Origin of the sequence: Arthrobacter sp. SW1 (assembly GCF_001766675.1) — a bacterium.
Taxonomy (GTDB): domain Bacteria; phylum Actinomycetota; class Actinomycetes; order Actinomycetales; family Micrococcaceae; genus Arthrobacter.
The window spans coordinates 142,461-161,305 of the sequence record NZ_MJLT01000068.1 but is presented as its reverse complement, the minus strand read 5'-3'; the positions used below and the strand labels follow the sequence as shown (position 1 = coordinate 161,305).

The window sequence follows — 18,845 nt, the reverse complement described above, 5'->3', positions numbered from 1 at the left end:
ACCTCAAGGACCTGGATGAAGCGCGCAAGCTCATCACCGCGCTGGCCGGCTTGGTGACGGCCGCGGCGCCGGAGATCGGCTCCCAGCACGCGGGCCCCTTGCGCGACGGCCTGCGTTCCCTGCAGCTGGCCTTCCGTGAGGCCTCCCTCATTCCGGACGAGCCGGGCAAGGGACCGGGCGAGAAGTTCACCGGACCGGTGAACTGACGGCGGTGAACTGACACCACCCGAAGCAGACACGACGACGGCGGGCGGCCCCTGGGGGGGGACCGCCCGCCGTCGTCGTTTGTCAGCCAAGCAGGCTCAGCGGACCCGGGCGGCCCGCCGCAGCTCGGCCACGCCCACCGAGACGAAGCCGGCCCAGGAGCCCACGCCGTCGATGAAGACGCCGGCCACCGGCGCGCCGAGTGCGACGCCCGCGGTGAGGGCCGAGCCGTACCAGCCCATGGCCTCTCCCCTGCGTTCTTCGTCCACGACGTCGGCGACCTTCTCCGAGGCGGCCGACAGAACGGGAGCACACAGCAGGCCCGGAAGGATCGACAGCAGCGCGAGGGTCCAGGTGTCTTTGGCCAGGCCCATGGGAATGGTCAGGGCCGCCATGCCGAGCAGGAGCACCAGCGGCGAGACCGGGCGGTGCATGGCGCCGTACACCACGCCGCCGACCACCGAGGCGGCACACCAGAAGAAGAACACGATGCCGAGGTCCGTCTCATGTCCGGAGCGTTCCAGGATGGCAACGATGCCGACGTCCGTGCCGCTAAGGACCATGCCCGCGCCCGCGGCCACCACGAACACTGCGGCGACGGAAACGGTGAGCCAGGCGAAGTTGCGGGCGACGTGCCCGCGGAGCCTGGCGAGCTTGGAGCCCGCCGGGGCGAGTTCGGAGGCCGCCTCCTGGACGTGCGCGGCTGAAGCCACCATGGCGGCACCGGCCGCGGCGAGATCGTCCGCGGCGCGTGCTGCGCTTTCCTCGGCCGTGCAGACGTCCTCGGTGCGGGTGGGCGGATTAAACCAGATCAGGAAAAGGCCGGAGACGGACACGGAGGCGCCGACCGCGGTAAGCGCGAGGCCCGAATAGCCGCTGGTGGCCGCGATGGCGCCCACCGCGGGGCCGATCATGAAGACAAGTTCGGTGAAGATCGAATCCAGGGCGAAGGCCGAGCGGCGCTGGTCACCTTCCACCAGCACGCCAAGGGACTGCCGGATGACGCTGAAGATCGGCAGGCTGAACAGCCCCCCGATGAAGACAAGCGGCAGCACCCACTGATAGCTGACGTGCGGTACCACGGCCCAGATCAGGGCTTCGGAAATCACCGAAGGAATGAGCGCCTTGCGGAGCCCGGCCTGGTCAACGCGGCGGCCGCGCCAGGGCGCGCCGATGGCAATGCCGATGGTCATCAACGCGGCGGCGGCACCGGCCGCAGCGTACCCTTGGTCCAGGGTCAGCACGATGTGCAGGGTCAGGAGCACACCGGCCGCGGAGTGCGGGATGCGCGCGATCAGTCCGATGATCAGCAATTGCCGGACCGAACGGATGGACAACGTCTCTTTGTAGAGAGCGAAATTCACGAGCTACAACCTCTTTGTTCCCCAGTGGCTGCCCCGTGAACCGGTGCAACCTTCGTTAAGGCGCAGTGTCCTGCGCGGCGCGCTGCAGCTTGACCTCCAGCGAGTCGACGTTCTCCGCGAAGGCGTCAAGCTGCGCCCACGCTTCGTTCAGCCGTCCCAGCAACGCCTGGAGCGCGGCGGCGTCGAGTCCGTCTTCGAGGAACAGCACCACCTGGAGTTCCGGTCCGGCGCCGCCACCGGCGACCGTCTGACCTGCTGCCGTGCGGGCCGCCGTCCCGGCGCCCTGGCGGGTTTCCAGCCTGCGTACCGCGGGGAATTCCCGGGCCGTGGAAGCGAGAGCAGACTCCAGTTGATCATCCAGGTACGACGGCGTCCAGTCGCGCTGCTGTGCCAATGCCCACACTGCCGGGCGGCGGACCACGAAAGTGAAATCGGAACCCGGATCCAGCACCAGCAGCTGGGCACCTTCGGAGACCGCGGACAGTGCCGCGCGGGCCGCGTAGACCGCCACCGGCCGGGCCTCGGGATGCCATGCTTCAAGCGCAGCGGCGGAGGTGAACACGGGCATGGCCGTGCGGCCGTCCGGCGCCTTCAGGGTCACGAGGGCCATATCGGCCTGCTTGTCTGCGTGCAACGTGTGGCCGTGGCTGTCGGCCACACCGTCAGCCTCTTCGGCCAGGGTGGCCATCACCGGGACAAAGACGCGGGCCGTTGCCAGCGCCGCGACCACGTCCGTCTCGCCGCCGCGGCCCTCAAGCAGGGCCTCGACGGCGGCAAGATAACCGGCGTCGGCGGTACCGTCGTCGTCCTCGAAGTTGTGGATCTTCGCGGCCTCGCCGCTCAGGTCACGGCCCGACCAGGGGACGCCGGCGGAGTCCGTTGCTCCCCCGGCACCCGCCAATGCGGCGGCAATATGGCCGGGCAGCTCGCGCCGCGGCGCCGGGGTATCGGCGCGGGTGCCGCCCGCCGGATCCTGGGTTCCACGCATCAGCGGCGGCCGGCCACGTCCAGGGCTTCCGGAAGCGTGAACGCACCGGCGTACAGGGCCTTGCCCACAATGGCGCCCTCGACGCCGAGCGGCACCAGCTCGCGCAGTACGCGCAGGTCTTCGAGGCTCGAGATGCCGCCGGAGGCCACCACGGGCTTGCCGGTCTTCTCGACCATCTGCTTCAGCAGCTCCACGTTAGGACCCTGCAGGGTGCCGTCCTTCGTGACGTCGGTGACCACGTAGCGCGCGCAGCCGGCGTCTTCGAGGCGGGCCAGGACCTCCCAGAGATCGCCGCCTTCCTTGGTCCAGCCGCGCCCGGCGAGCGTGGTTCCGCGGACGTCGAGGCCGACGGCGATCTTGTCGCCAAAGCGCTCGATGGCGCGCTTGGTCCAGTCCGGGTTTTCCAAGGCGGCCGTGCCGAGGTTTACCCGGGCGACGCCGAGCTCGAGGGCACGTTCCAGGGACTCGTCGTCGCGCAGTCCGCCGGACAGCTCGACCTTCAGGTTCAGCTGCGAGACGACCTCGCTGATGAGCTCTGCGTTGTTGCCGCGGCCAAAGGCTGCGTCAAGGTCGACCATATGGACCCATTCCGCACCGGCGTCCTGCCAGTTGAGGGCGGCTTCCAGCGGGGTGCCGTAGCTGGTTTCCGATCCGGCTTCGCCCTGCAGGAGGCGGACGGCCTGGCCGTCCACGATGTCGACGGCGGGCAGGAGTTCCAGAACGGGCAGTTTGGAAGCGGTGGTCATGGAGAGTCCTTGGGTTGTCGGGGCCGGGTTACTTGCCCGGCTGCGTGAAGAGGAAAGCGGCCAGCAGTGCCATGGCGGCCAGCACGTAGAAGGCGATGGAGATCCAGCGCGGGCGCTTCTGCTGGTGGAAGGAGATGCCGCCGCCGATCAGCAGGCCGGCCACTCCCATCAGGATGATGGACCACATATCAGGCGTCGGCCTTGGGGCGCAGCCCTTCGACCCAGTTGCGCAGCAGGCGCGCGCCGGCGTCGCCGGACTTTTCCGGGTGGAACTGGGTGGCGCACAGCGGGCCGTTCTCCACGGCGGCGATGAAGGGCGCGCCGTGTTCGGACCAGGTCACCATGGGCGGTGCCATCCGGGGCTGCGCGACGTCGAACTCCCACTTCTGCACGCCGTAGGAGTGCACGAAGTAAAAGCGTTCGTCCTCGACGCCGGCGAAGAGCTTGGAGCCTTCCGGAACCTTGACCGTGTTCCAGCCCATGTGCGGGACCACGGGAGCCGGCAGCAGTTCGACCTTGCCGGGCCATTCGCCCATTCCTTCGGCTTCCGTGCCGTGTTCGACACCCGCCTCGAAAAGAACCTGCAGGCCAACGCAGATGCCGAGCACCGGGCGGCCGCCGGCAACCCGGCGGCCGATCATCCGGATGGCGTCAACGGCCTTAAGCTCACGCATCACGGTTTCGAAGGCGCCGACGCCAGGCACCAGCAAGCCGTCGGCGTTCAGAACGTCTTCGGGCTTGGCACTGAGGGTGACGTGGGCGCCGGCGCGCTCCAGCGCGCGCACCGCCGAGCGGACGTTCCCGGAGCCGTAGTCCAGCACGGTGACGGTGGGCTTGCCGTCAGGAGAGACGATGCGGCCGGCGGCGTCGGGGTCGACGACGGCGCCGTCCTTGAGGATCTGCTTGCTCACAGGGCTCCCTTGGTGGACGGGATGCCCTCCACGCGCGGATCTGATTCCACCGCGGCACGGAGAGCGCGGGCAAAGGCCTTGAACTGGGCCTCGACGATGTGGTGCGGGTCGCGGCCGGCGAGCACATTCATGTGCAGGCAGATGCCGGCGTGCAGGGTGATGGCTTCGAAGACGTGCCGGGTCAGCGAGCCGGTGAAGTGCCCGCCGATCAGGTGGTATTCCTGTCCGGCAGGCTCGCCGCCGTGGACCAGGTAGGGGCGTCCGGAAACATCGACGACGGCGTGGGCCAGTGCTTCGTCCAAGGGGACGGTCGCTTCACCGAAGCGGCGGATGCCGGCCTTGTTGCCGAGGGCTGTGCGCAGCACTTCGCCGAAGGTGATGGCGACGTCCTCGACGGTGTGGTGGGCGTCGATATGGGTATCCCCTGTAGCCTTGACGGTCATGTCGATGAGCGAATGCTTGCAGAGCGCGGTGAGCATGTGGTCGTAGAACGGCACGGTGGTGCTGATGTCCGAGACGCCGGTGCCATCGAGGTTGATTTCGACGAAGACCGAAGACTCGCTGGTGGTGCGCTCCATGCGTGCGGTCCGGGCGGCTGCCGTAACGGCGCCGTTTTCGCTCATTGAATAGTCCTTTGAGGGGTGGGGTGGATCTGCTTCAAGTCTAGGCCCGGGCCGGGGCCCGGCCGTCCAGCAGGGTTTCGAGGGCTTCGAGGAAGACCGTGGTTTCGGCCTCCGTACCGGCGGTGACGCGCAGGTGCCCGGGAATGCCGACGTCGCGGATCAGAACGCCGGCGTCCAGCAGGCCCTGCCAGACCTGGTGCGGATTCTCCAGGCCGCCGAAGAAGACGTAATTCGAATCCGAGGCGGCGGGCTTCAGCCCGAGACGGAGCAACTCGTTCACGATGCGGTCCCGCTGGACCTTGATGTCTTCGACATCGGCCATGAGGGCCTCACGGTGCTGGAGGGCAGCCAAAGCGGTGGCCTGGGTGACGGCCGACAGGTGGTACGGAAGGCGCACCAGCCGGATCGCGTCAGTCACTTCGGGGGCCGCCGCCATATAGCCGAGCCTGGCACCGGCCAGGGCGAAGGCCTTGCTCATGGTGCGGGAAACAATGAGGCGTTCGCGGCCCGGCAGGAGGGTCAGCGCACTCGGCGTATCGTCGTGGGCGAACTCGTGGTACGCCTCATCGACGATGATGATCGCCTGGCTGGCTTCGCCGGCTTCGTACACGGCCTTGACAACATCCAGGCCGAGGCCGGTACCGGTCGGATTGTTCGGGGAGCACAGGAACACGATGTTCGGCTGGAGCTCACGGACCTGGGCAGCGGCGGATTCCGCGTCCAGTCCATAATCATCAGCGCGCACGCCGGTGACGTACGCGGTGTCGGTTCCACTGGCGAGCAGCGGATACATCGAGTACGTGGGAGGGAATCCGAGCGCCGTCCTGCCGGGGCCGCCGAAGGCCTGGAGGATCTGCTGGAGCACTTCGTTGGAGCCGTTGGCGGCCCAGATGTTCTCCGGTCCCAGGCCGTGGCCAAGGTACTCGGCCAGCGCTTCCCGAAGCTCGGTGAATTCGCGGTCCGGGTAGCGGTTCAGCCCCATGGCCGCCTTTGCTACGGCATCGGTGATTGCGGCCTGCACGTCAGCCGGGACGCCATGGGTGTTTTCGTTGACATTGAGCAGGATCGGAACATCCAGCTGCGGAGCGCCGTACGGGCTCAGTCCACGGAGGTTGTCCCGAAGGGGAAGTCGGTCAAGGCGCTCTAGCTGCTCACTCACCCTGACAGTTTAAGGCGCAAGCAGTGGAGCCCTGAAACTGTGACAGCCGGGCTGTCAGGCGGCGGGGACGAAGAGCTGCTGGCCCGGGGTGATCCGACCGCCTTCGAGGTTGTTCAACTGGATGATCTCCACGATGACATCACGGGGATCCCGCTCCGGGGCAGCAGCGCCGGCGATCCCCCACAGGGACTGGCCGGACTGAACCGTGACAGTGACAGTCGGCGTGACTTGGAGCGCCCCTGCCTCGTCAGCGGCCTTGGCCGGAGAGTTCAGGAAGCCGGCCAGGCTGAGCAGGGCGGCAAGCAGGAGCATGGCAGGAATGCCGAAGAAGACGATGCGTCCGCGACGGGTGAGGCGAAGACGGCCGGGGACGGCCTGGGGAAACTCGCGGGTGATGGTGGTGCCGGACATGAGCTGAGCCCTCCTGATGAAAAGCCTGCACCCGGACCCGCCCGGCACATGGCTGCCAATTCGTTCATCGTCAGCGCCGCCTTCGAACCCGAAGTTCGAATCGAAGGTTGTTCGAACGGCTGACTAGAACACATATTCGAACCTTGCTATGACATTTTTAGCACTTATCAACGAATGGTGTCGAGACTCGCTAGAACAAATGTTTGATAAACGCCTATGCCTGGCCTACGTTTGAGTGAAGGAACAAGCACCGGAACAGTGCATCAGGAGGGTCTGACAATTTAGCGGCCCGCACCTGGTCCACCTGCCGGGCGGAGCGGAAGGACGCGGCACACATGGCAGCACGAGCCAACGGCAACGGGGCATCCCCGCGGAGCCAGCAGCCGTCCCGGGCCGCAAAAGGCCTGACCGTCCGGCAGAAGAAAATCCTGGAAACCATCCAGCGGTCCGTGAACGAGAACGGCTACCCGCCGTCAATGCGCGAGATCGGCGACACCGTGGGTCTTGCGAGCCTGTCCAGCGTGACCCACCAGCTCTCCCAGCTGGAGAAGCTGGGCTACCTGCGACGGGACCCGAAACGGCCCCGTGCCATGGAAGTGCTCATGCCGCTCACCCTTGAGGACGGAGCGGAGATTCCCGGCGTGGAGGCTCCGGCCACCCTGCGCAGCACGGGCGGCATTGCCGTGACCGAACTGGCCAGCGCCAGCGATACCGCCATGGTCCCCCTGGTGGGCCGGATCGCCGCCGGCGGTCCCATCCTGGCCGACCAGACCGTGGAAGACGTCCTGCCCCTGCCCCGCCAGCTGGTGGGCCACGGCGAGCTCTTCATGCTCAAGGTAGCCGGTGACTCGATGATCGACGCCGCCATCTGCGACGGCGACTGGGTTGTGGTGCGCCGCCAGAACGACGCCGTCAACGGTGACATCGTCGCGGCCCTGCTGGACGACGAGGCCACGGTCAAGACCTTCCGCCAGCGGGACGGCCACACCTGGCTGCTGCCGCAGAACACCCAGTACGAACCGATCCTCGGAGACCACGCCACCATCATGGGCAAGGTCGTCTCGGTACTGCGTTCGATTTAGCTGCGGCGGTGTCCGATTTAACTGCGGCGGTCAATCCAGCTGCGTTCGATCCACCTGCCGCTGGGGCTCAAGCTAACTGCCGCTGAGCCTTTCCAGCGCTCCGCGCACCACGCCGCTGTCCGTCGTCGCCCAGAACGGAGGAAGGGCCGCCCTCAGGAAGCCGCCGTAACGCTCCGTGGAAAGCCTGGAGTCAAGGACGGCCACGACCCCCTTGTCCCCGGTGGACCGGATCAATCGCCCGGCTCCCTGTGCCAGGCGGATGGCCGCATGCGTGGCGGAAACTGCCATGAATCCGTTCCCACCGGACTGCGCTACAGCGCGCGAACGGGCAGTCATGAGGGGATCGTCCGGGCGCGGGAAAGGAATCCTGTCGATCACCACCAGGCGGCAGGAACCGCCGGGCACATCCACGCCCTGCCACAAGGACATGGTGCCGAACAGGCAGGTGTCCTTCTCCTCGGCAAACTGTTTCACGAGCGCCGCCATGGTCGATTCGCCCTGGCACAGGATGGACAGATCCAGCCTGGAACGCATCTGCTCCGCAGCGTCCTCTGCCGCACGCCGCGAGGAAAACAGGCACAGGGCACCTCCCTTGGAGGCCCGGAGCAGCTGTTCAAGCTCATCGAGTGCTTCCGGAGACGTGCCGCGCCCGGGCTTGGGCAGGTGCGCGGCAACGTAGAGCATTCCCTGCTTGGGGTAGTCGAACGGCGAGCCGACATCCACCCCGGTCCAGCTTGGTGCTCCTTCCCCCATCAGCCCGAGGCCGCCGGCCGCGGGCTCGAAGGCTGCGCCGATGGCAAGCGTGGCCGAGGTCAGTACCACGGTACGGTCCGCGAACAGTCCTTCACGCAAGCGGCCGGCAACACTCAGCGGCGCGATGTTCAGCAGCGCCGGAGCGCTCTCGTCCGGCGCCGAGTAGCCCTGCTGTGGGTCGAAGCTGCCGGTCCGAGAAATCCAGACCACTTCGCGGTTCTCACGGGCGGCAAGCAGCCGTTCGCACAGGTCGTGGATCAGCAGGAGGCGGGACCACGCAAGCTGGCGGCCGCCGTCGACGGCCTGGGAAGAATCGCCCTTGGAGTCGGACAACGCGGCACGGCACGCCTCGCGGAGCTGGTCGATGCAGTCAAGCTGCTCATCGTTCAACCCGTTCGGCAGCAGGCCTGACGGTGCCCCGGCCAAGGCCAGTTCCAGGCGGTCCGCCGCCGCGTTGAGGGCGTCCACGGTGATGGCGGTGTGCTTGCGGGCGCTGGAGGCGGCGGCATGGACCATTGTCACGGACAGCTGCCCGGAGACGGCGCCGGTGACGCGGTCCTGGAGTTCGTGCGCCTCATCTACCACCACGACGTCGTACTCGGGAAGCACGGCGAGGCCTTCGAAGGCGCTGACGGCGAGCATGGCGTGGTTGGTGACAACGACGTCCGCCTCGGCCGCGCGCTGCCGCGCCAGTTCGCTGAAACACTCTTCGGCGAGCGGGCACTTCTGCGAGCCGAGGCACTCCATGGCGGTGACGGACACCTGCCGCCAGGCACGGTCCGTGACGCCGGGCATAAGCTCATCCCGGTCACCGGTGGGAGTGGTTTCGGCCCACTCGCGCAGGCGCAGCACTTCCTTGCCGAGCTGGGAGGCGGGGCCGCCGATCGACGCCGCCACATGCGGCACGCTGGTGTCCTCGCCGAGGGAGAACAGCTGGCCCTCGGACGGCTCTTCGCTGGGGAAGCCGCCTTCCAGTTTGTGCAGGCAGAGGTAGTTCGCCCGGCCCTTGACGAGGGCCACGCTGACCGGGCGCTCCAACAGCGGGTCCAAGGTCTCGAGGAGGCGCGGAAGATCGCGGGCAACAATCTGGTTCTGTAGTGCGAGCGTCGCCGTGGAAACCAGCGCAGGTTTGTTGCTGTCCATGGCGTGGGCGATCAGCGGCACCAGGTAGGCCAGCGACTTTCCGGTTCCTGTGCCGGCTTGGACCAGGAGGTGCTCGTTGTCCTCAATGGCCCGTGCGACGTGCTGTGCCATGATGTGCTGGCCGGTACGGCTTTGCCCGCCCATGCCGGCAACTGCCTTGTCCAGAAGGTCCAGGGCGGTGCGTTCCGCCCTGGACCGTCCGGTAATGACTGCTTCCTGCTCAGCCATCGATGGCGAATTCACCGAGTTCGGCTGCCAGGTTTTCGTGCACCATGGCAACCACCCGGGTACCACCTTCCTCATGCTCGAGGCTGAGAATTTCGGCATCTGAGTTGTGCAGCTTGTTGATGAGTTCACCGCGGTTGTACGGGATCAACGCTTCCAGCCGGACGCCGGGGCGCGGGATGGCCGCGCTGATGGCTTCAAGCAGTTCGGCGATGCCCTGCCCCGTGCGGGTGGAGACGACGGCGTGCCGCGGCTCCTTCTGCTTGAGGCGCTCGACGACGAAGGGATCGGCTGCGTCCACCTTGTTGAGCACGACGATTTCCGGGATCTTGCGTGCGTCGACTTCGGCGAGCACGGTCCGCACCGCCGCGATCTGGCCTTCTGGATCGGGGTGGGACACATCCACGACGTGAAGGATGAGATCGGCGTCGGCCACTTCCTCCAGGGTGGAGCGGAAGGCCTCCACCAGCTGCGTCGGAAGGGAGCGGACGAATCCGACGGTATCGGCCAGGGTGTAGCTGATACCGTCCGGGGTCTGCGCCTTGCGGACCGTCGGATCGAGCGTGGCGAACAGGGCGTTCTCCACCAGCACACCGGCATCCGTGAGCCGGTTGAGCAGGGACGACTTTCCGGCGTTGGTGTACCCGGCGATCGCCACGGACGGTACGGCATTACGACGGCGGTTGGCCCGTTTGGTCTCCCGTGCCGGCTTCATGGCCGCGATCTCGCGCCGCAGCTTGGCCATCCGCGTACGGATGCGCCGGCGGTCGAGTTCGATCTTCGTTTCACCGGGGCCACGGGAACCCATGCCGGCTCCGGCACCGCCCACCTGGCCACCGGCCTGGCGGGACATGGATTCACCCCAACCACGGAGGCGCGGGAGCAGGTATTCGAGCTGTGCGAGCTCCACCTGCGCCTTGCCTTCGCGGCTCTTGGCGTGCTGGGCGAAGATGTCCAGGATCAGCGTGGTGCGGTCCACCACCTTGACCTTGACGATGTCTTCCAGCCCGCGCCGCTGGGACGGTGCCAGTTCGGTGTCCACGATGACGGTGTCCGCGCCCGTGGACATGACGATTTCCTTCAGCTCCAAGGCCTTGCCTGAGCCGAGGAACGTTCCCGGATCCGGCTTGGTCCTGCGCTGGACGATGCCGTCCAGGACTTCCGAACCGGCCGTTTCGGCCAGCGCGGCCAGTTCGCGGAGGGAATTTTCGGCATCCGCCAGGGTGCCTTCAGTCCAGAGCCCGGCAAGGACGACGCGCTCAAGGCGCAGCTGCCGGTATTCGACCTCGGTGACGTCTTCGAGTTCGGTGGAAAGGCCTGCCGTGCGCCGCAGGGCGCGACGCTCAGCGAGGTCTTCCTGCTCGCCGTCGTAAATGCTGTGTTCTTCGTCCAGGGTGGAAATCGCCTGGGCCTTGCCGAGCACGCCGCGGGGTTCTTCACGCTCCCGCGCCGCTGCCGGCACATCCTTGGAGAGAATCCGGTCGATGACAGCCTGGATTTGTTCAGGACTCATGTCCTGGGCGTCGGAATCGGGTCCGGTGTTCTGCTGCGTGGTCATGGTCTCCTTAGAGGTTCGGCATATCCAGAATAATGCCGTTTGATGTCTGATGGTGCGCTCTTCGCGCTGGGCTGACGCCTTCGCAGGACCACACAGGAAATCCGCAACGCAGTTCCTCCGGCATGGGCCGGCTGGAACGGTGCGGGATTTGATCTGTTGAGTTTCCGGCAAGGATGACAGAGGCCGAATGGGGCGCTGCCTACCGGGATCATGCCAAGGCGGAAAGGCTGTGCCGGCGGGAATCCAAGCGGGATCCGCGGGCAGGCCTGCGTCGCAGGGGCTGAATTACTCAAAGATCAAGAACATGCATACAACTCTATCAGGCGTTGTCAAGCAATTGCCGGACCGGCGGTTTCCTTTGGCTGGCACGGCCAACTACGCTGGCAAGCTATGGAGTCTGCTCACTATTTCAACGCGCCCGCCGGGCCCTTCCCCCGCAAGCCCCTCACGGTGGAACTGGCCGGCGCCACCCGCAGGCTCCACAGCTCCCCCGGCATCTTCAGCCCGGACGGAATCGACAAGGGCACTGTGATCCTCCTGGACGAGGTCCCGCCTCCCGCCGCACAGGGGAACCTGCTGGATATTGGCTGCGGATGGGGCCCGGTGGCGCTGACCATGGCGCTCATGTCGCCGGAGGCCCACGTCTACGCGGTGGATGTCAACGACCGCTGCATCACCCTCACCAACGAGAACGCCGCCGCGCTGGAACTGGGGAACGTCACGGCAAGCCAGCCTGACGACGTCGACCCTTCCATCCGCTTCGACACAATCTGGTCCAACCCGCCCATCCGGATCGGCAAAGCCGAATTGCACGCGCTGCTGCTGAAGTGGCTGCCGCGCCTGGCGCCGGGCGGCGAAGCCTGGCTGGTGGTGCAGAAGAACCTGGGCTCCGATTCGCTTCAGCGCTGGCTGGCGGAAGAGCTGGATGAGTCCTTCACTGTCACCCGCGAAAGCACCGCGAAGTCGTTCAGGATCCTGAAGGTCAGGAAAGCGAACCCGTAGCGACGATGACGGCGGGGCCGCTGAGCTCGACATGCTCGCGCCCGCCCGCTCCCGGGAAGAAGCGGACACGGACGACGCCGCCGGGAACGTTCACGTTCCAGCTGTCCGGCGCGCCCTCTCCTGCCCAGTGGCGGATCGCGACGGCGGCCGCGCAGGCCCCCGTACCGCAGGACTGGGTCTCCCCCACCCCGCGTTCATGGACGCGCATGGTGATGGTTCCGGTGCCGTCGTGGACGAGGGGTTCGGCAGGGACGACGAATTCGACGTTGGTGCCGTGCGGCGGAACAGGGTCCACCTGGGGCGCCTTGTAGAGTTCGGTGGCCTCCAGCTCGGAAAGTTCGGCCAGGGCCACCACCGTGTGCGGGTTGCCCATGCTGACGGAGAGGGCGGGCCGTGCGACTTCGAGGCCGTCGGCGTGCACGAGGGAATCCATGGCCTTGTCCCGGGCGTCCGCGGGGAAAATGAACTCCCACGGGCCCATGTCCACCGCATAGCCGTCCGCGGTGCGGGAGATCCGCTTGACGCCGCCACGGGTGCCGATGGCAAGGGATTCACCGGCACCGAGGGTCACCAGGCCTTGGTCGATCAGGAAGTGGACGAAGACGCGGACCCCGTTGCCGCACATCTCGGACAGCGATCCGTCACCGTTGCGGTAGTCCATGAACCATTCGGCGGCTGGTTCGCTTTCGAGGATTTCGCGGCCCTCGGGCAGGAAGCGTGAAGGTACTGCACGGATGAGGCCGTCGCCGCCGATGCCGAGGTGCCGGTTGCAGAGGGCGGCCACCTGTTCGGGAGTGATCAGGTGCTCGTCCTGCGGATCGGCGATCAGGACGAAGTCGTTCCCCGTGCCGTGGCCCTTGGAGAAGGGCAGTCCGCTGAGGCCGGGGGTGTTCGTGAAGCTTTCGTCCATGGATCAAGGCTACCTTTGGCCGGCCGTGCGCCTAAATCAGCTCCGCGCCGCCAGCGGCCGCCTGTCAGTGCGCTTCTACGATGCCCGCAACGGCTTTGTCGACAAGTTGCGGATCTTTCCAGTCGAGCCAGGTGATCCGCGGGTCGGCGCGGAACCAGGTGAGCTGGCGGCGGGCGAATTGGCGCGTTGCCACAATGGTTTCCTCGGCCGCCGTCGCGACGTCCGATTCGCCGTCGAGCACCCGGAGGAACTGCGCATAACCAAGGGCGCGGGAGGCGGTCTTTCCTTGGCGCAGGCCAGCGGCATCGAGGGCCCGGACCTCGTCCAGCAGGCCGGCGTCGACCATGCGCTGCACTCGCGCGGCGAGCCGCTCCCGTAGTTCTTCGCGGTCCACCTCCAATCCGATCTGGACGGCCGGCTGGTGGTACTCGCGCACGGGCATGAAGGAGCTGAAGGGACGCCCGGTGAGCTGGTGGACTTCCAGGGCGCGGATGATGCGACGGGCGTCACCGAGCCTGTCGGCCGAGATGGGGTCGACGGCGCGAAGCCGCTCCTGGAGCACGGACAGTCCCCGCGCGGCTGCTTCGTCTTCCAGCGCCTTGCGCAGCGCCGGATCCGTACCGGGGAATTCAAGGACGTCCAGGGCCGCCCGCACGTAAAGGCCGGAGCCTCCCACCAGGATGGCCCGCTTGCCGCGGGCATGGATGTCCTCGATGATGGCGCGGCAGTCTTCCTGGAAGCCGGAGACGCTCGCTTCCTCCGTGACGTCCATGGTGTCCAGCAGGTGGTGCGGGACGCCGCGGCGTTCGGCCACGCTGATCTTGGCCGTGCCGATGTCCATGCCGCGGTAGAACTGCATGGCGTCGGCATTGATGACCTCGCCGTCGAGCCGCAGTGCCAGTTCAACGCCGAGATCGGACTTGCCGGAGCCGGTAGGTCCGACGACGGCGATCACGGGAGGGGTTTTCCCGTTCATGGTCAACGCGGCCCCTTAGCCGCGGCGCAGCGGCAGCGACGGCATGCCCAGCGACACCGCAGCCTTCGGCCCGTTCACGGAAGTGCCCGGAGCGGGTGCACCGCAGGATTCGGCCTGCGAGCGGTCCCAGGCGTCGCCGGCGCGGGAGCGCCGCAGGCTGTAGTCTTCGGCGCCTGCGGGATCGGCGAGCAGGTGGAACGCGGCGGCTTCCGTAATGGTTACCGTCACAAAGTCACCCGGGCGTGGCGCTTCGGCGCCGTCGGGAACGGAGAAGTGCACCAGGCGCTGGTCCGGGGTGCGCCCGGACAAACGGTGCGTCTCCCCTGCCTTGCGGCCTGCCTGCGCGGTGACCAGCAGTTCGACCTTCCGGCCGAGTTGCTTGGCGTTCTCCTCTGCGGCGATCCGGTCCTGCAACGCAATCAGGCGTTCGTAGCGCTCCTGCACGACGGCCTTGGGCAGCTGCTCGGGCAACTCAGCGGCAGGGGTACCGGGACGCTTCGAGTATTGGAAGGTGAAAGCGGAAGAGAAACGGGACTTCTCGACGACGTCGAGCGTGGCCTGGAAGTCCTCCTCGGTTTCGCCCGGGAAGCCGACGATGATGTCCGTGGTGATAGCGGCATCCGGGATGCGGTCCCGCACCTTGTCGAGGATCCCCAGGAACCTGGAGGAGCGATAGGAGCGGCGCATGTCCTTGAGCACCTTGTCCGAACCGGACTGCAGGGGCATGTGCAGCTGCGGCATCACGTTGGGCGTTTCGGCCATGGCATCGATGACGTCGTCGGTGAAGGCGGCGGGATGGGGGCTGGTGAAGCGCACGCGTTCCAGGCCTTCGATCTCTCCGCAGGCACGCAGCAGTTTGGAGAATGCCTGGCGGTCGCCGAACTCCACGCCGTAGGAGTTCACATTCTGGCCCAGCAAGGTGACTTCGACGGCGCCGTCGTCCACGAGGGCCTGGATTTCGGCGAGGATGTCCCCCGGCCTGCGGTCTTTCTCCTTGCCGCGCAGGGACGGCACGATGCAGAAGGTGCAGGTGTTGTTGCAGCCGACCGAGATCGACACCCAGCCGGAGTACACGGAGTCCCGTTTGGTGGGCAGCGTGGACGGGAAGACGTCCAGGGATTCGAGGATTTCGAGCTGGGCCTCGTTGTTGTGGCGGGCGCGCTCCAGCAGTGCCGGCAGGGCGCCGACGTTGTGGGTTCCGAACACAGCGTCCACCCAGGGCGCCTTGGCCACGATGGTGTCCCGGTCCTTCTGCGCCAGGCAGCCGCCGACGGCGATCTGCATTCCCGGGTTTGCCGCCTTGACCTGCTTGAGCTCGCCAAGGTTGCCGTACAGCTTGTTGTCCGCGTTCTCCCGCACAGCGCAGGTGTTAAAAACCACGACGTCGGCCAGGCCGCCGTCGGCGGGCACGTAGCCCGCGTCTTCGAGCAGGCCGGCCATGCGCTCGGAATCGTGGACGTTCATCTGGCAGCCGAAGGTGCGGACCTGGTAGGTGCGCTGCTTGCCGGATTCGGCCGCTTGAACGGCGGCGGGTTCGGCTGCGGAAGACGGGGCTGCGGGAGAAGCGGTAAAACTCACTCGTTAAGGGTACCGGCTTCGTCCATCACTTCCCCGACGATCCGGAACGCCAGCGAAGGCTGGTATCCCTTCCGCGCGAGCATGGATGCGAGCCGGCGGGTGTGCTTGTCGCGCTCTTCCCTGCTGCCCAGGTCCACGCCGTTTCGCAGCTTCCGTGCGACCAGTTCCCTGGCAGCCTGCTGTTCGTCCTCATCGCTGAGCTGCCCGAGGGCTTCCGCGGCGGTGTCAGGATCAATGCCTTTGTCCGCCAGTTCGCGGCGGAGAGCCCCCTTGGCCAGTTTCCTGGTCTGGGAGCGGCTCCGAACCCACATGCCGGCGAATTCGGCATCGTCGATCAGCCGGACTTCCTCGAATCGGTCCAGCACGGCCTCAGCCACGGACTCAGGAACGCGCCGTTCGGCGAGCTTGCGTGCCAGCTGTTGCCGGCTTTTCGGAGAATTGGTCAGCTGACGAAGGACGATGGCCCGGGCTACGGCCTCGGGATCAGCGTCTGCATCATCCGCCGCGAATCCCTCGGCCCTCCCCTCCATGCCGCGCTGCCTAGCCGTCAACGGCCTTCAGCTTCGGCGAATCCTCGCCTTCACCGGGCTTGACTCCGACGCCCAGCTTTTCCTTGATGAGGCGCTCCAGCTCCTGGGCGAGCTCCGGGTTATCGCGCAGGAAGCGGCGGGAGTTCTCCATGCCCTGGCCCAGCTGGTCGCCGTCGTAGGTGAACCAGGACCCGGACTTCTTGATGATGCCGTGTTCGACACCCATGTCGATGATGCCGCCCTCGCGGGAAATGCCCTGGCCGTAAATGATGTCGAATTCGGCCTGCTTGAAGGGCGGAGCCATCTTGTTCTTGACGATCTTGGCCTTGGTGCGGTTACCGACGGAATCGGCACCTTCCTTGAGGGTCTGGATACGGCGCACGTCGATACGGACGGAGGCGTAGAACTTCAAGGCCTTACCACCCGTGGTGGTTTCCGGGGAACCGAAGAACACGCCGATCTTTTCACGCAGCTGGTTGATGAAGATGGCGGTGGTCTTGGTCTGGCTCAGGCGGCCGGTGATCTTTCGCAGTGCCTGGCTCATGAGGCGCGCCTGGAGGCCCACGTGGGAGTCGCCCATTTCGCCTTCGATTTCGGCGCGCGGAACAAGGGCTGCCACGGAGTCGATGACGATGATGTCCAGGGAGCCGGAGCCCACCAGCATGTCCATGATTTCCAGCGCCTGTTCACCGGTGTCCGGCTGCGAGACGAGGAGGGCGTCCGTGTCCACGCCGAGTTTGGCGGCGTAGTCCGGATCCAGGGCGTGTTCGGCGTCGATGAAGGCCGCGATGCCTCCGTTGCGCTGGGCGTTGGCCACGGCGTGCAGGGCGACGGTGGTCTTACCCGAGGATTCCGGACCGTAGATCTCCACGACACGGCCACGGGGCAGGCCGCCGATGCCAAGGGCGACATCCAGGGCGATGGATCCCGTGGGGATCACTTCGATGGGCGCACGGGTGTCGTCACCCAGGCGCATGATGGAGCCCTTGCCGAATTGCTTGTCGATCTGGGCAAGCGCTGCTTCGAGCGCCTTCTCACGATCCGGGTTTGCCGCCATGGTTCACACCTCTGAGCTTTCTCGCTGTGGACCGGCCTGGAGGGCCGTTTTCCTGTCGCTTCCGACGCTAGTGCCGACCTCGGACATTTTTACCGGGCAACATGCGCTATGTGGATAACCACGGGAATCGGACAGGATACGGATACAGGCGGAAAGGTCCGTCAGAATCAATTTTCCTCTGAAAGGAGCATAGTCCTATCCGAACAGATATTCGAACATTTGGCCGCGTGTCCCGGCCGGCACCCGGTCAGAACTGCTGCGATGCGCCGTCTTTGATCTTGATGTCGCGGCCAAGCCGGCGTTCTTCGGGGACATCCTGGACATCGCAGATGGCGAGCCATACCTTCCGCGGCTCAAGGCCGGCGGCAAGGGCCTGATCGGCGGTGCGGCCGCCAACCCCGGCCAGGACGAGGGTCCCTGCCAGGACACGGGCATAGCCGCTCCCGAACTCGTCGTCCATGAGTCGCCAAAAGTCACTGATCCGCACCAATAGAGTCTCTCATGCGGCCGGACTCTAGAATGGTTGCCATGAGCAATACCCCCGACGAGGCGCCGGAGCCGGGCAACGGAGACGGCGTGGATGACGCCCTCCAGCAGGTGGAACACCAGCTGAGCATCTTCTGGCGCAGGGCGCGGTCGCTCTCCCATCAGCTTTCGCGGCAGGTGCATCCGGACATGGAGCCTGCCGCCTACGGGCTGCTGTCCATCATCCGCAAGGAGGGCCCGCTCCGGCTGACGGAGCTTGCTTCCTGCATCGGCGTCGGCAAGCCGTCCGTGAGCCGCCAGATCGCCTTCCTGGAAAGCATCGGCATGGTTTCCAAGGAAGCCGATCCCCAGGACGGACGCGCCCAGTCGATCCGGCTGACCCCCAAGGGCGAAGAAAAGATGCACCAGGTCCAGGACGCCCGACGGCAAGTGTTCCGGGAACGGCTGGGCGAATGGCCGCTCGAAGAGATCCGCACCCTGGCCGATTACATGGAGCGGCTCAACAGCGCTTACGACGAAGGAATCGGCAAAGACCAGGCGTAGCAGGGCTTGACGGAAGAGGGCTCCGGCACTGATGCCGGAGCCCTCTTTATCTTTTTAGCTCTGTGGTGTTCAGCGGGCTGCCGAGAGCATTCCCGGGAAGTCTCCGCCGAGTTCCGCGCTGAGTTCGCGGTCCAGGTCCCGGCCGTAGCGCTGGGCGAATTCCTGGGGAACGGTGTCCGGCACTGCCACGCCCTCAGCGACAGCAACGCGGTCGCTCACTTCACGGAGCATGCTGGACAGCGGAACGTCCAGGGCCGAGCAGATCGAGGACAGCAGTTCGGAGGACGCTTCCTTCTGGCCGCGTTCCACTTCGCTCAGGTAGCCGAGGGACACGCGGGCGCTGTGCGAAACTTCGCGCAGGGTACGGCCCTGGCGCTGGCGGACATCGCGCAGGACATCACCGATCTCGTGACGCAGTACGACCATCTTGCGCTCCTTCTGTTCGCTCGGTGCCGATTCGGCCAGGCCCACATCCTTCCAGCGGACAACGCCGTTTACGGATACGGGCTGCTTAACCATCTGTATCGCCTTGCTCCCTCTTCGATCCGGAGCACCTGCATGAGATGCCCCGCTTGTTCTACATCCTAGGCGCCCCG

The 18,845-nt window shown here is 66.4% G+C and carries 21 protein-coding genes; 4 read left to right on the top strand and 17 right to left on the bottom strand.

The features are described 5' to 3' along the window. Window positions 1-206: DUF1844 domain-containing protein (locus BIU82_RS18600; RefSeq protein WP_253182847.1), on the top strand; the 206-nt coding region annotated here is incomplete at its 5' end. Between the two features lie 96 nt (window positions 207-302). On the opposite strand, the gene BIU82_RS18595 is transcribed toward BIU82_RS18600, so the two are convergent. The 8 genes from BIU82_RS18595 to BIU82_RS18565 are packed head-to-tail and all read right to left on the bottom strand — an operon-like array spanning window position 303 to window position 6,406. Continuing rightward, complete coding sequence (locus tag BIU82_RS18595) at window positions 303-1,568, bottom strand: MFS transporter (RefSeq protein WP_070350939.1); 1,266 nt, start codon at window positions 1,566-1,568, stop codon at window positions 303-305. A 55-nt stretch (window positions 1,569-1,623) separates the two neighbouring features. Beyond that, on the bottom strand, window positions 1,624-2,556 hold the full coding sequence (locus tag BIU82_RS18590) for an SseB family protein (RefSeq protein WP_070350938.1): 933 nt from the start codon (window positions 2,554-2,556) through the stop codon (window positions 1,624-1,626). After that, complete coding sequence (gene priA, locus BIU82_RS18585; protein WP_070350937.1) at window positions 2,556-3,302, bottom strand: bifunctional 1-(5-phosphoribosyl)-5-((5-phosphoribosylamino)methylideneamino)imidazole-4-carboxamide isomerase/phosphoribosylanthranilate isomerase PriA; 747 nt, start codon at window positions 3,300-3,302, stop codon at window positions 2,556-2,558. Before priA ends, BIU82_RS18590 begins: the two co-directional genes overlap by 1 nt. A gap of 28 nt (window positions 3,303-3,330) precedes the next feature. Then, window positions 3,331-3,489, bottom strand: a complete 159-nt coding sequence (locus tag BIU82_RS19990) for a hypothetical protein (protein ID WP_171906584.1) — start codon at window positions 3,487-3,489, stop codon at window positions 3,331-3,333. Between the two features lies 1 nt (window position 3,490). Further along, entirely contained in the window at window positions 3,491-4,213 is a 723-nt protein-coding gene (hisH, locus tag BIU82_RS18580) for an imidazole glycerol phosphate synthase subunit HisH (protein WP_070350936.1), read from the bottom strand. Next, complete coding sequence (gene hisB / locus BIU82_RS18575; protein ID WP_070350935.1) at window positions 4,210-4,836, bottom strand: imidazoleglycerol-phosphate dehydratase HisB; 627 nt, start codon at window positions 4,834-4,836, stop codon at window positions 4,210-4,212. The genes hisH and hisB overlap by 4 nt, the downstream gene beginning before the upstream one ends. Window positions 4,837-4,876: 40 nt before the next feature. After that, window positions 4,877-5,995, bottom strand: a complete 1,119-nt coding sequence (locus tag BIU82_RS18570; protein ID WP_070350934.1) for a histidinol-phosphate transaminase — start codon at window positions 5,993-5,995, stop codon at window positions 4,877-4,879. 54 nt (window positions 5,996-6,049) lie between these two features. After that, window positions 6,050-6,406: a LysM peptidoglycan-binding domain-containing protein gene (locus BIU82_RS18565; RefSeq protein WP_070350933.1), complete on the bottom strand. Its 357-nt coding sequence runs from the start codon at window positions 6,404-6,406 to the stop codon at window positions 6,050-6,052. Between the two features lie 335 nt (window positions 6,407-6,741). On the opposite strand from BIU82_RS18565, the gene lexA reads away from it, so the two are divergent. After that, on the top strand, window positions 6,742-7,488 hold the full coding sequence (lexA, locus tag BIU82_RS18560; protein ID WP_070350932.1) for a transcriptional repressor LexA: 747 nt from the start codon (window positions 6,742-6,744) through the stop codon (window positions 7,486-7,488). Window positions 7,489-7,560: 72 nt separating this feature from the next. On the opposite strand, the gene BIU82_RS18555 is transcribed toward lexA, so the two are convergent. After that, on the bottom strand, window positions 7,561-9,612 hold the full coding sequence (locus tag BIU82_RS18555; RefSeq protein WP_070350931.1) for an ATP-dependent DNA helicase: 2,052 nt from the start codon (window positions 9,610-9,612) through the stop codon (window positions 7,561-7,563). Next, window positions 9,605-11,167 (bottom strand): GTPase HflX, encoded by a 1,563-nt coding sequence (hflX, locus tag BIU82_RS18550; RefSeq protein WP_070350930.1) that lies wholly within the window; start codon window positions 11,165-11,167, stop codon window positions 9,605-9,607. The genes BIU82_RS18555 and hflX overlap by 8 nt, the downstream gene beginning before the upstream one ends. Window positions 11,168-11,557: 390 nt before the next feature. Between hflX and BIU82_RS18545 the strand changes: the two genes are divergently transcribed. Then, window positions 11,558-12,169 carry a methyltransferase gene (locus BIU82_RS18545; RefSeq protein ID WP_070350929.1) on the top strand — a complete coding sequence of 204 codons (612 nt, stop codon included), beginning with the start codon at window positions 11,558-11,560 and terminating at the stop codon, window positions 12,167-12,169. On the opposite strand, the gene dapF is transcribed toward BIU82_RS18545, so the two are convergent. From dapF to BIU82_RS18515, 6 genes are all read right to left on the bottom strand, one after another. After that, the gene (gene dapF, locus BIU82_RS18540) at window positions 12,150-13,079 is read right to left on the bottom strand and encodes a diaminopimelate epimerase (protein ID WP_070350928.1); all 930 of its coding nucleotides are present in this window, start codon (window positions 13,077-13,079) and stop codon (window positions 12,150-12,152) included. The two genes, BIU82_RS18545 and dapF, sit on opposite strands and share 20 nt — an antisense overlap. A gap of 64 nt (window positions 13,080-13,143) precedes the next feature. Next, the gene (miaA, locus tag BIU82_RS18535) at window positions 13,144-14,055 is read right to left on the bottom strand and encodes a tRNA (adenosine(37)-N6)-dimethylallyltransferase MiaA (protein ID WP_070350958.1); all 912 of its coding nucleotides are present in this window, start codon (window positions 14,053-14,055) and stop codon (window positions 13,144-13,146) included. Between the two features lie 15 nt (window positions 14,056-14,070). Beyond that, window positions 14,071-15,633 (bottom strand): tRNA (N6-isopentenyl adenosine(37)-C2)-methylthiotransferase MiaB, encoded by a 1,563-nt coding sequence (gene miaB, locus BIU82_RS18530; RefSeq protein WP_070350927.1) that lies wholly within the window; start codon window positions 15,631-15,633, stop codon window positions 14,071-14,073. Further along, a complete protein-coding gene (locus BIU82_RS18525; protein ID WP_070350926.1) occupies window positions 15,630-16,163 on the bottom strand; it encodes a regulatory protein RecX in 534 nt (177 codons plus the stop codon). The genes miaB and BIU82_RS18525 overlap by 4 nt, the downstream gene beginning before the upstream one ends. Before the next feature lie 10 nt (window positions 16,164-16,173). Then, window positions 16,174-17,220: a recombinase RecA gene (recA, locus tag BIU82_RS18520; protein ID WP_070350925.1), complete on the bottom strand. Its 1,047-nt coding sequence runs from the start codon at window positions 17,218-17,220 to the stop codon at window positions 16,174-16,176. Between the two features lie 247 nt (window positions 17,221-17,467). Then, window positions 17,468-17,680 (bottom strand): DUF3046 domain-containing protein, encoded by a 213-nt coding sequence (locus BIU82_RS18515; protein WP_253182846.1) that lies wholly within the window; start codon window positions 17,678-17,680, stop codon window positions 17,468-17,470. A 59-nt stretch (window positions 17,681-17,739) separates the two neighbouring features. Here BIU82_RS18515 and BIU82_RS18510 point away from each other — a divergent pair, with 59 nt between their 5' ends. Next, window positions 17,740-18,249 (top strand): MarR family transcriptional regulator, encoded by a 510-nt coding sequence (locus tag BIU82_RS18510; RefSeq protein ID WP_253182845.1) that lies wholly within the window; start codon window positions 17,740-17,742, stop codon window positions 18,247-18,249. Between the two features lie 69 nt (window positions 18,250-18,318). Here the strand turns inward: BIU82_RS18510 and BIU82_RS18505 are convergent, their stop codons facing one another. Next, window positions 18,319-18,768, bottom strand: a complete 450-nt coding sequence (locus BIU82_RS18505) for a helix-turn-helix domain-containing protein (RefSeq protein WP_070350924.1) — start codon at window positions 18,766-18,768, stop codon at window positions 18,319-18,321. Window positions 18,769-18,845 lie beyond the last annotated feature (77 nt).

Excerpts from the sequence above, each read along its gene's own strand:
- BIU82_RS18590 (WP_070350938.1), bottom strand. The coding sequence starts at position 2,556 with ATGCGTGGAACCCAGGATCCGGCGGGCGGCACCCGCGCCGATACCCCG.
- priA (WP_070350937.1), bottom strand. The coding sequence starts at position 3,302 with ATGACCACCGCTTCCAAACTGCCCGTTCTGGAACTCCTGCCCGCCGTC.
- BIU82_RS19990 (WP_171906584.1), bottom strand. The coding sequence starts at position 3,489 with ATGTGGTCCATCATCCTGATGGGAGTGGCCGGCCTGCTGATCGGCGGC.
- hisB (WP_070350935.1), bottom strand. The coding sequence starts at position 4,836 with ATGAGCGAAAACGGCGCCGTTACGGCAGCCGCCCGGACCGCACGCATG.
- BIU82_RS18565 (WP_070350933.1), bottom strand. The coding sequence starts at position 6,406 with ATGTCCGGCACCACCATCACCCGCGAGTTTCCCCAGGCCGTCCCCGGC.
- lexA (WP_070350932.1), top strand. The coding sequence starts at position 6,742 with ATGGCAGCACGAGCCAACGGCAACGGGGCATCCCCGCGGAGCCAGCAG.
- BIU82_RS18555 (WP_070350931.1), bottom strand. The coding sequence starts at position 9,612 with ATGGCTGAGCAGGAAGCAGTCATTACCGGACGGTCCAGGGCGGAACGC.
- hflX (WP_070350930.1), bottom strand. The coding sequence starts at position 11,167 with ATGACCACGCAGCAGAACACCGGACCCGATTCCGACGCCCAGGACATG.
- BIU82_RS18545 (WP_070350929.1), top strand. The coding sequence starts at position 11,558 with ATGGAGTCTGCTCACTATTTCAACGCGCCCGCCGGGCCCTTCCCCCGC.
- dapF (WP_070350928.1), bottom strand. The coding sequence starts at position 13,079 with ATGGACGAAAGCTTCACGAACACCCCCGGCCTCAGCGGACTGCCCTTC.
- miaA (WP_070350958.1), bottom strand. The coding sequence starts at position 14,055 with ATGAACGGGAAAACCCCTCCCGTGATCGCCGTCGTCGGACCTACCGGC.
- BIU82_RS18525 (WP_070350926.1), bottom strand. The coding sequence starts at position 16,163 with ATGGAGGGGAGGGCCGAGGGATTCGCGGCGGATGATGCAGACGCTGAT.
- recA (WP_070350925.1), bottom strand. The coding sequence starts at position 17,220 with ATGGCGGCAAACCCGGATCGTGAGAAGGCGCTCGAAGCAGCGCTTGCC.
- BIU82_RS18515 (WP_253182846.1), bottom strand. The coding sequence starts at position 17,680 with ATGGACGACGAGTTCGGGAGCGGCTATGCCCGTGTCCTGGCAGGGACC.
- BIU82_RS18510 (WP_253182845.1), top strand. The coding sequence starts at position 17,740 with ATGGTTGCCATGAGCAATACCCCCGACGAGGCGCCGGAGCCGGGCAAC.
- BIU82_RS18505 (WP_070350924.1), bottom strand. The coding sequence starts at position 18,768 with ATGGTTAAGCAGCCCGTATCCGTAAACGGCGTTGTCCGCTGGAAGGAT.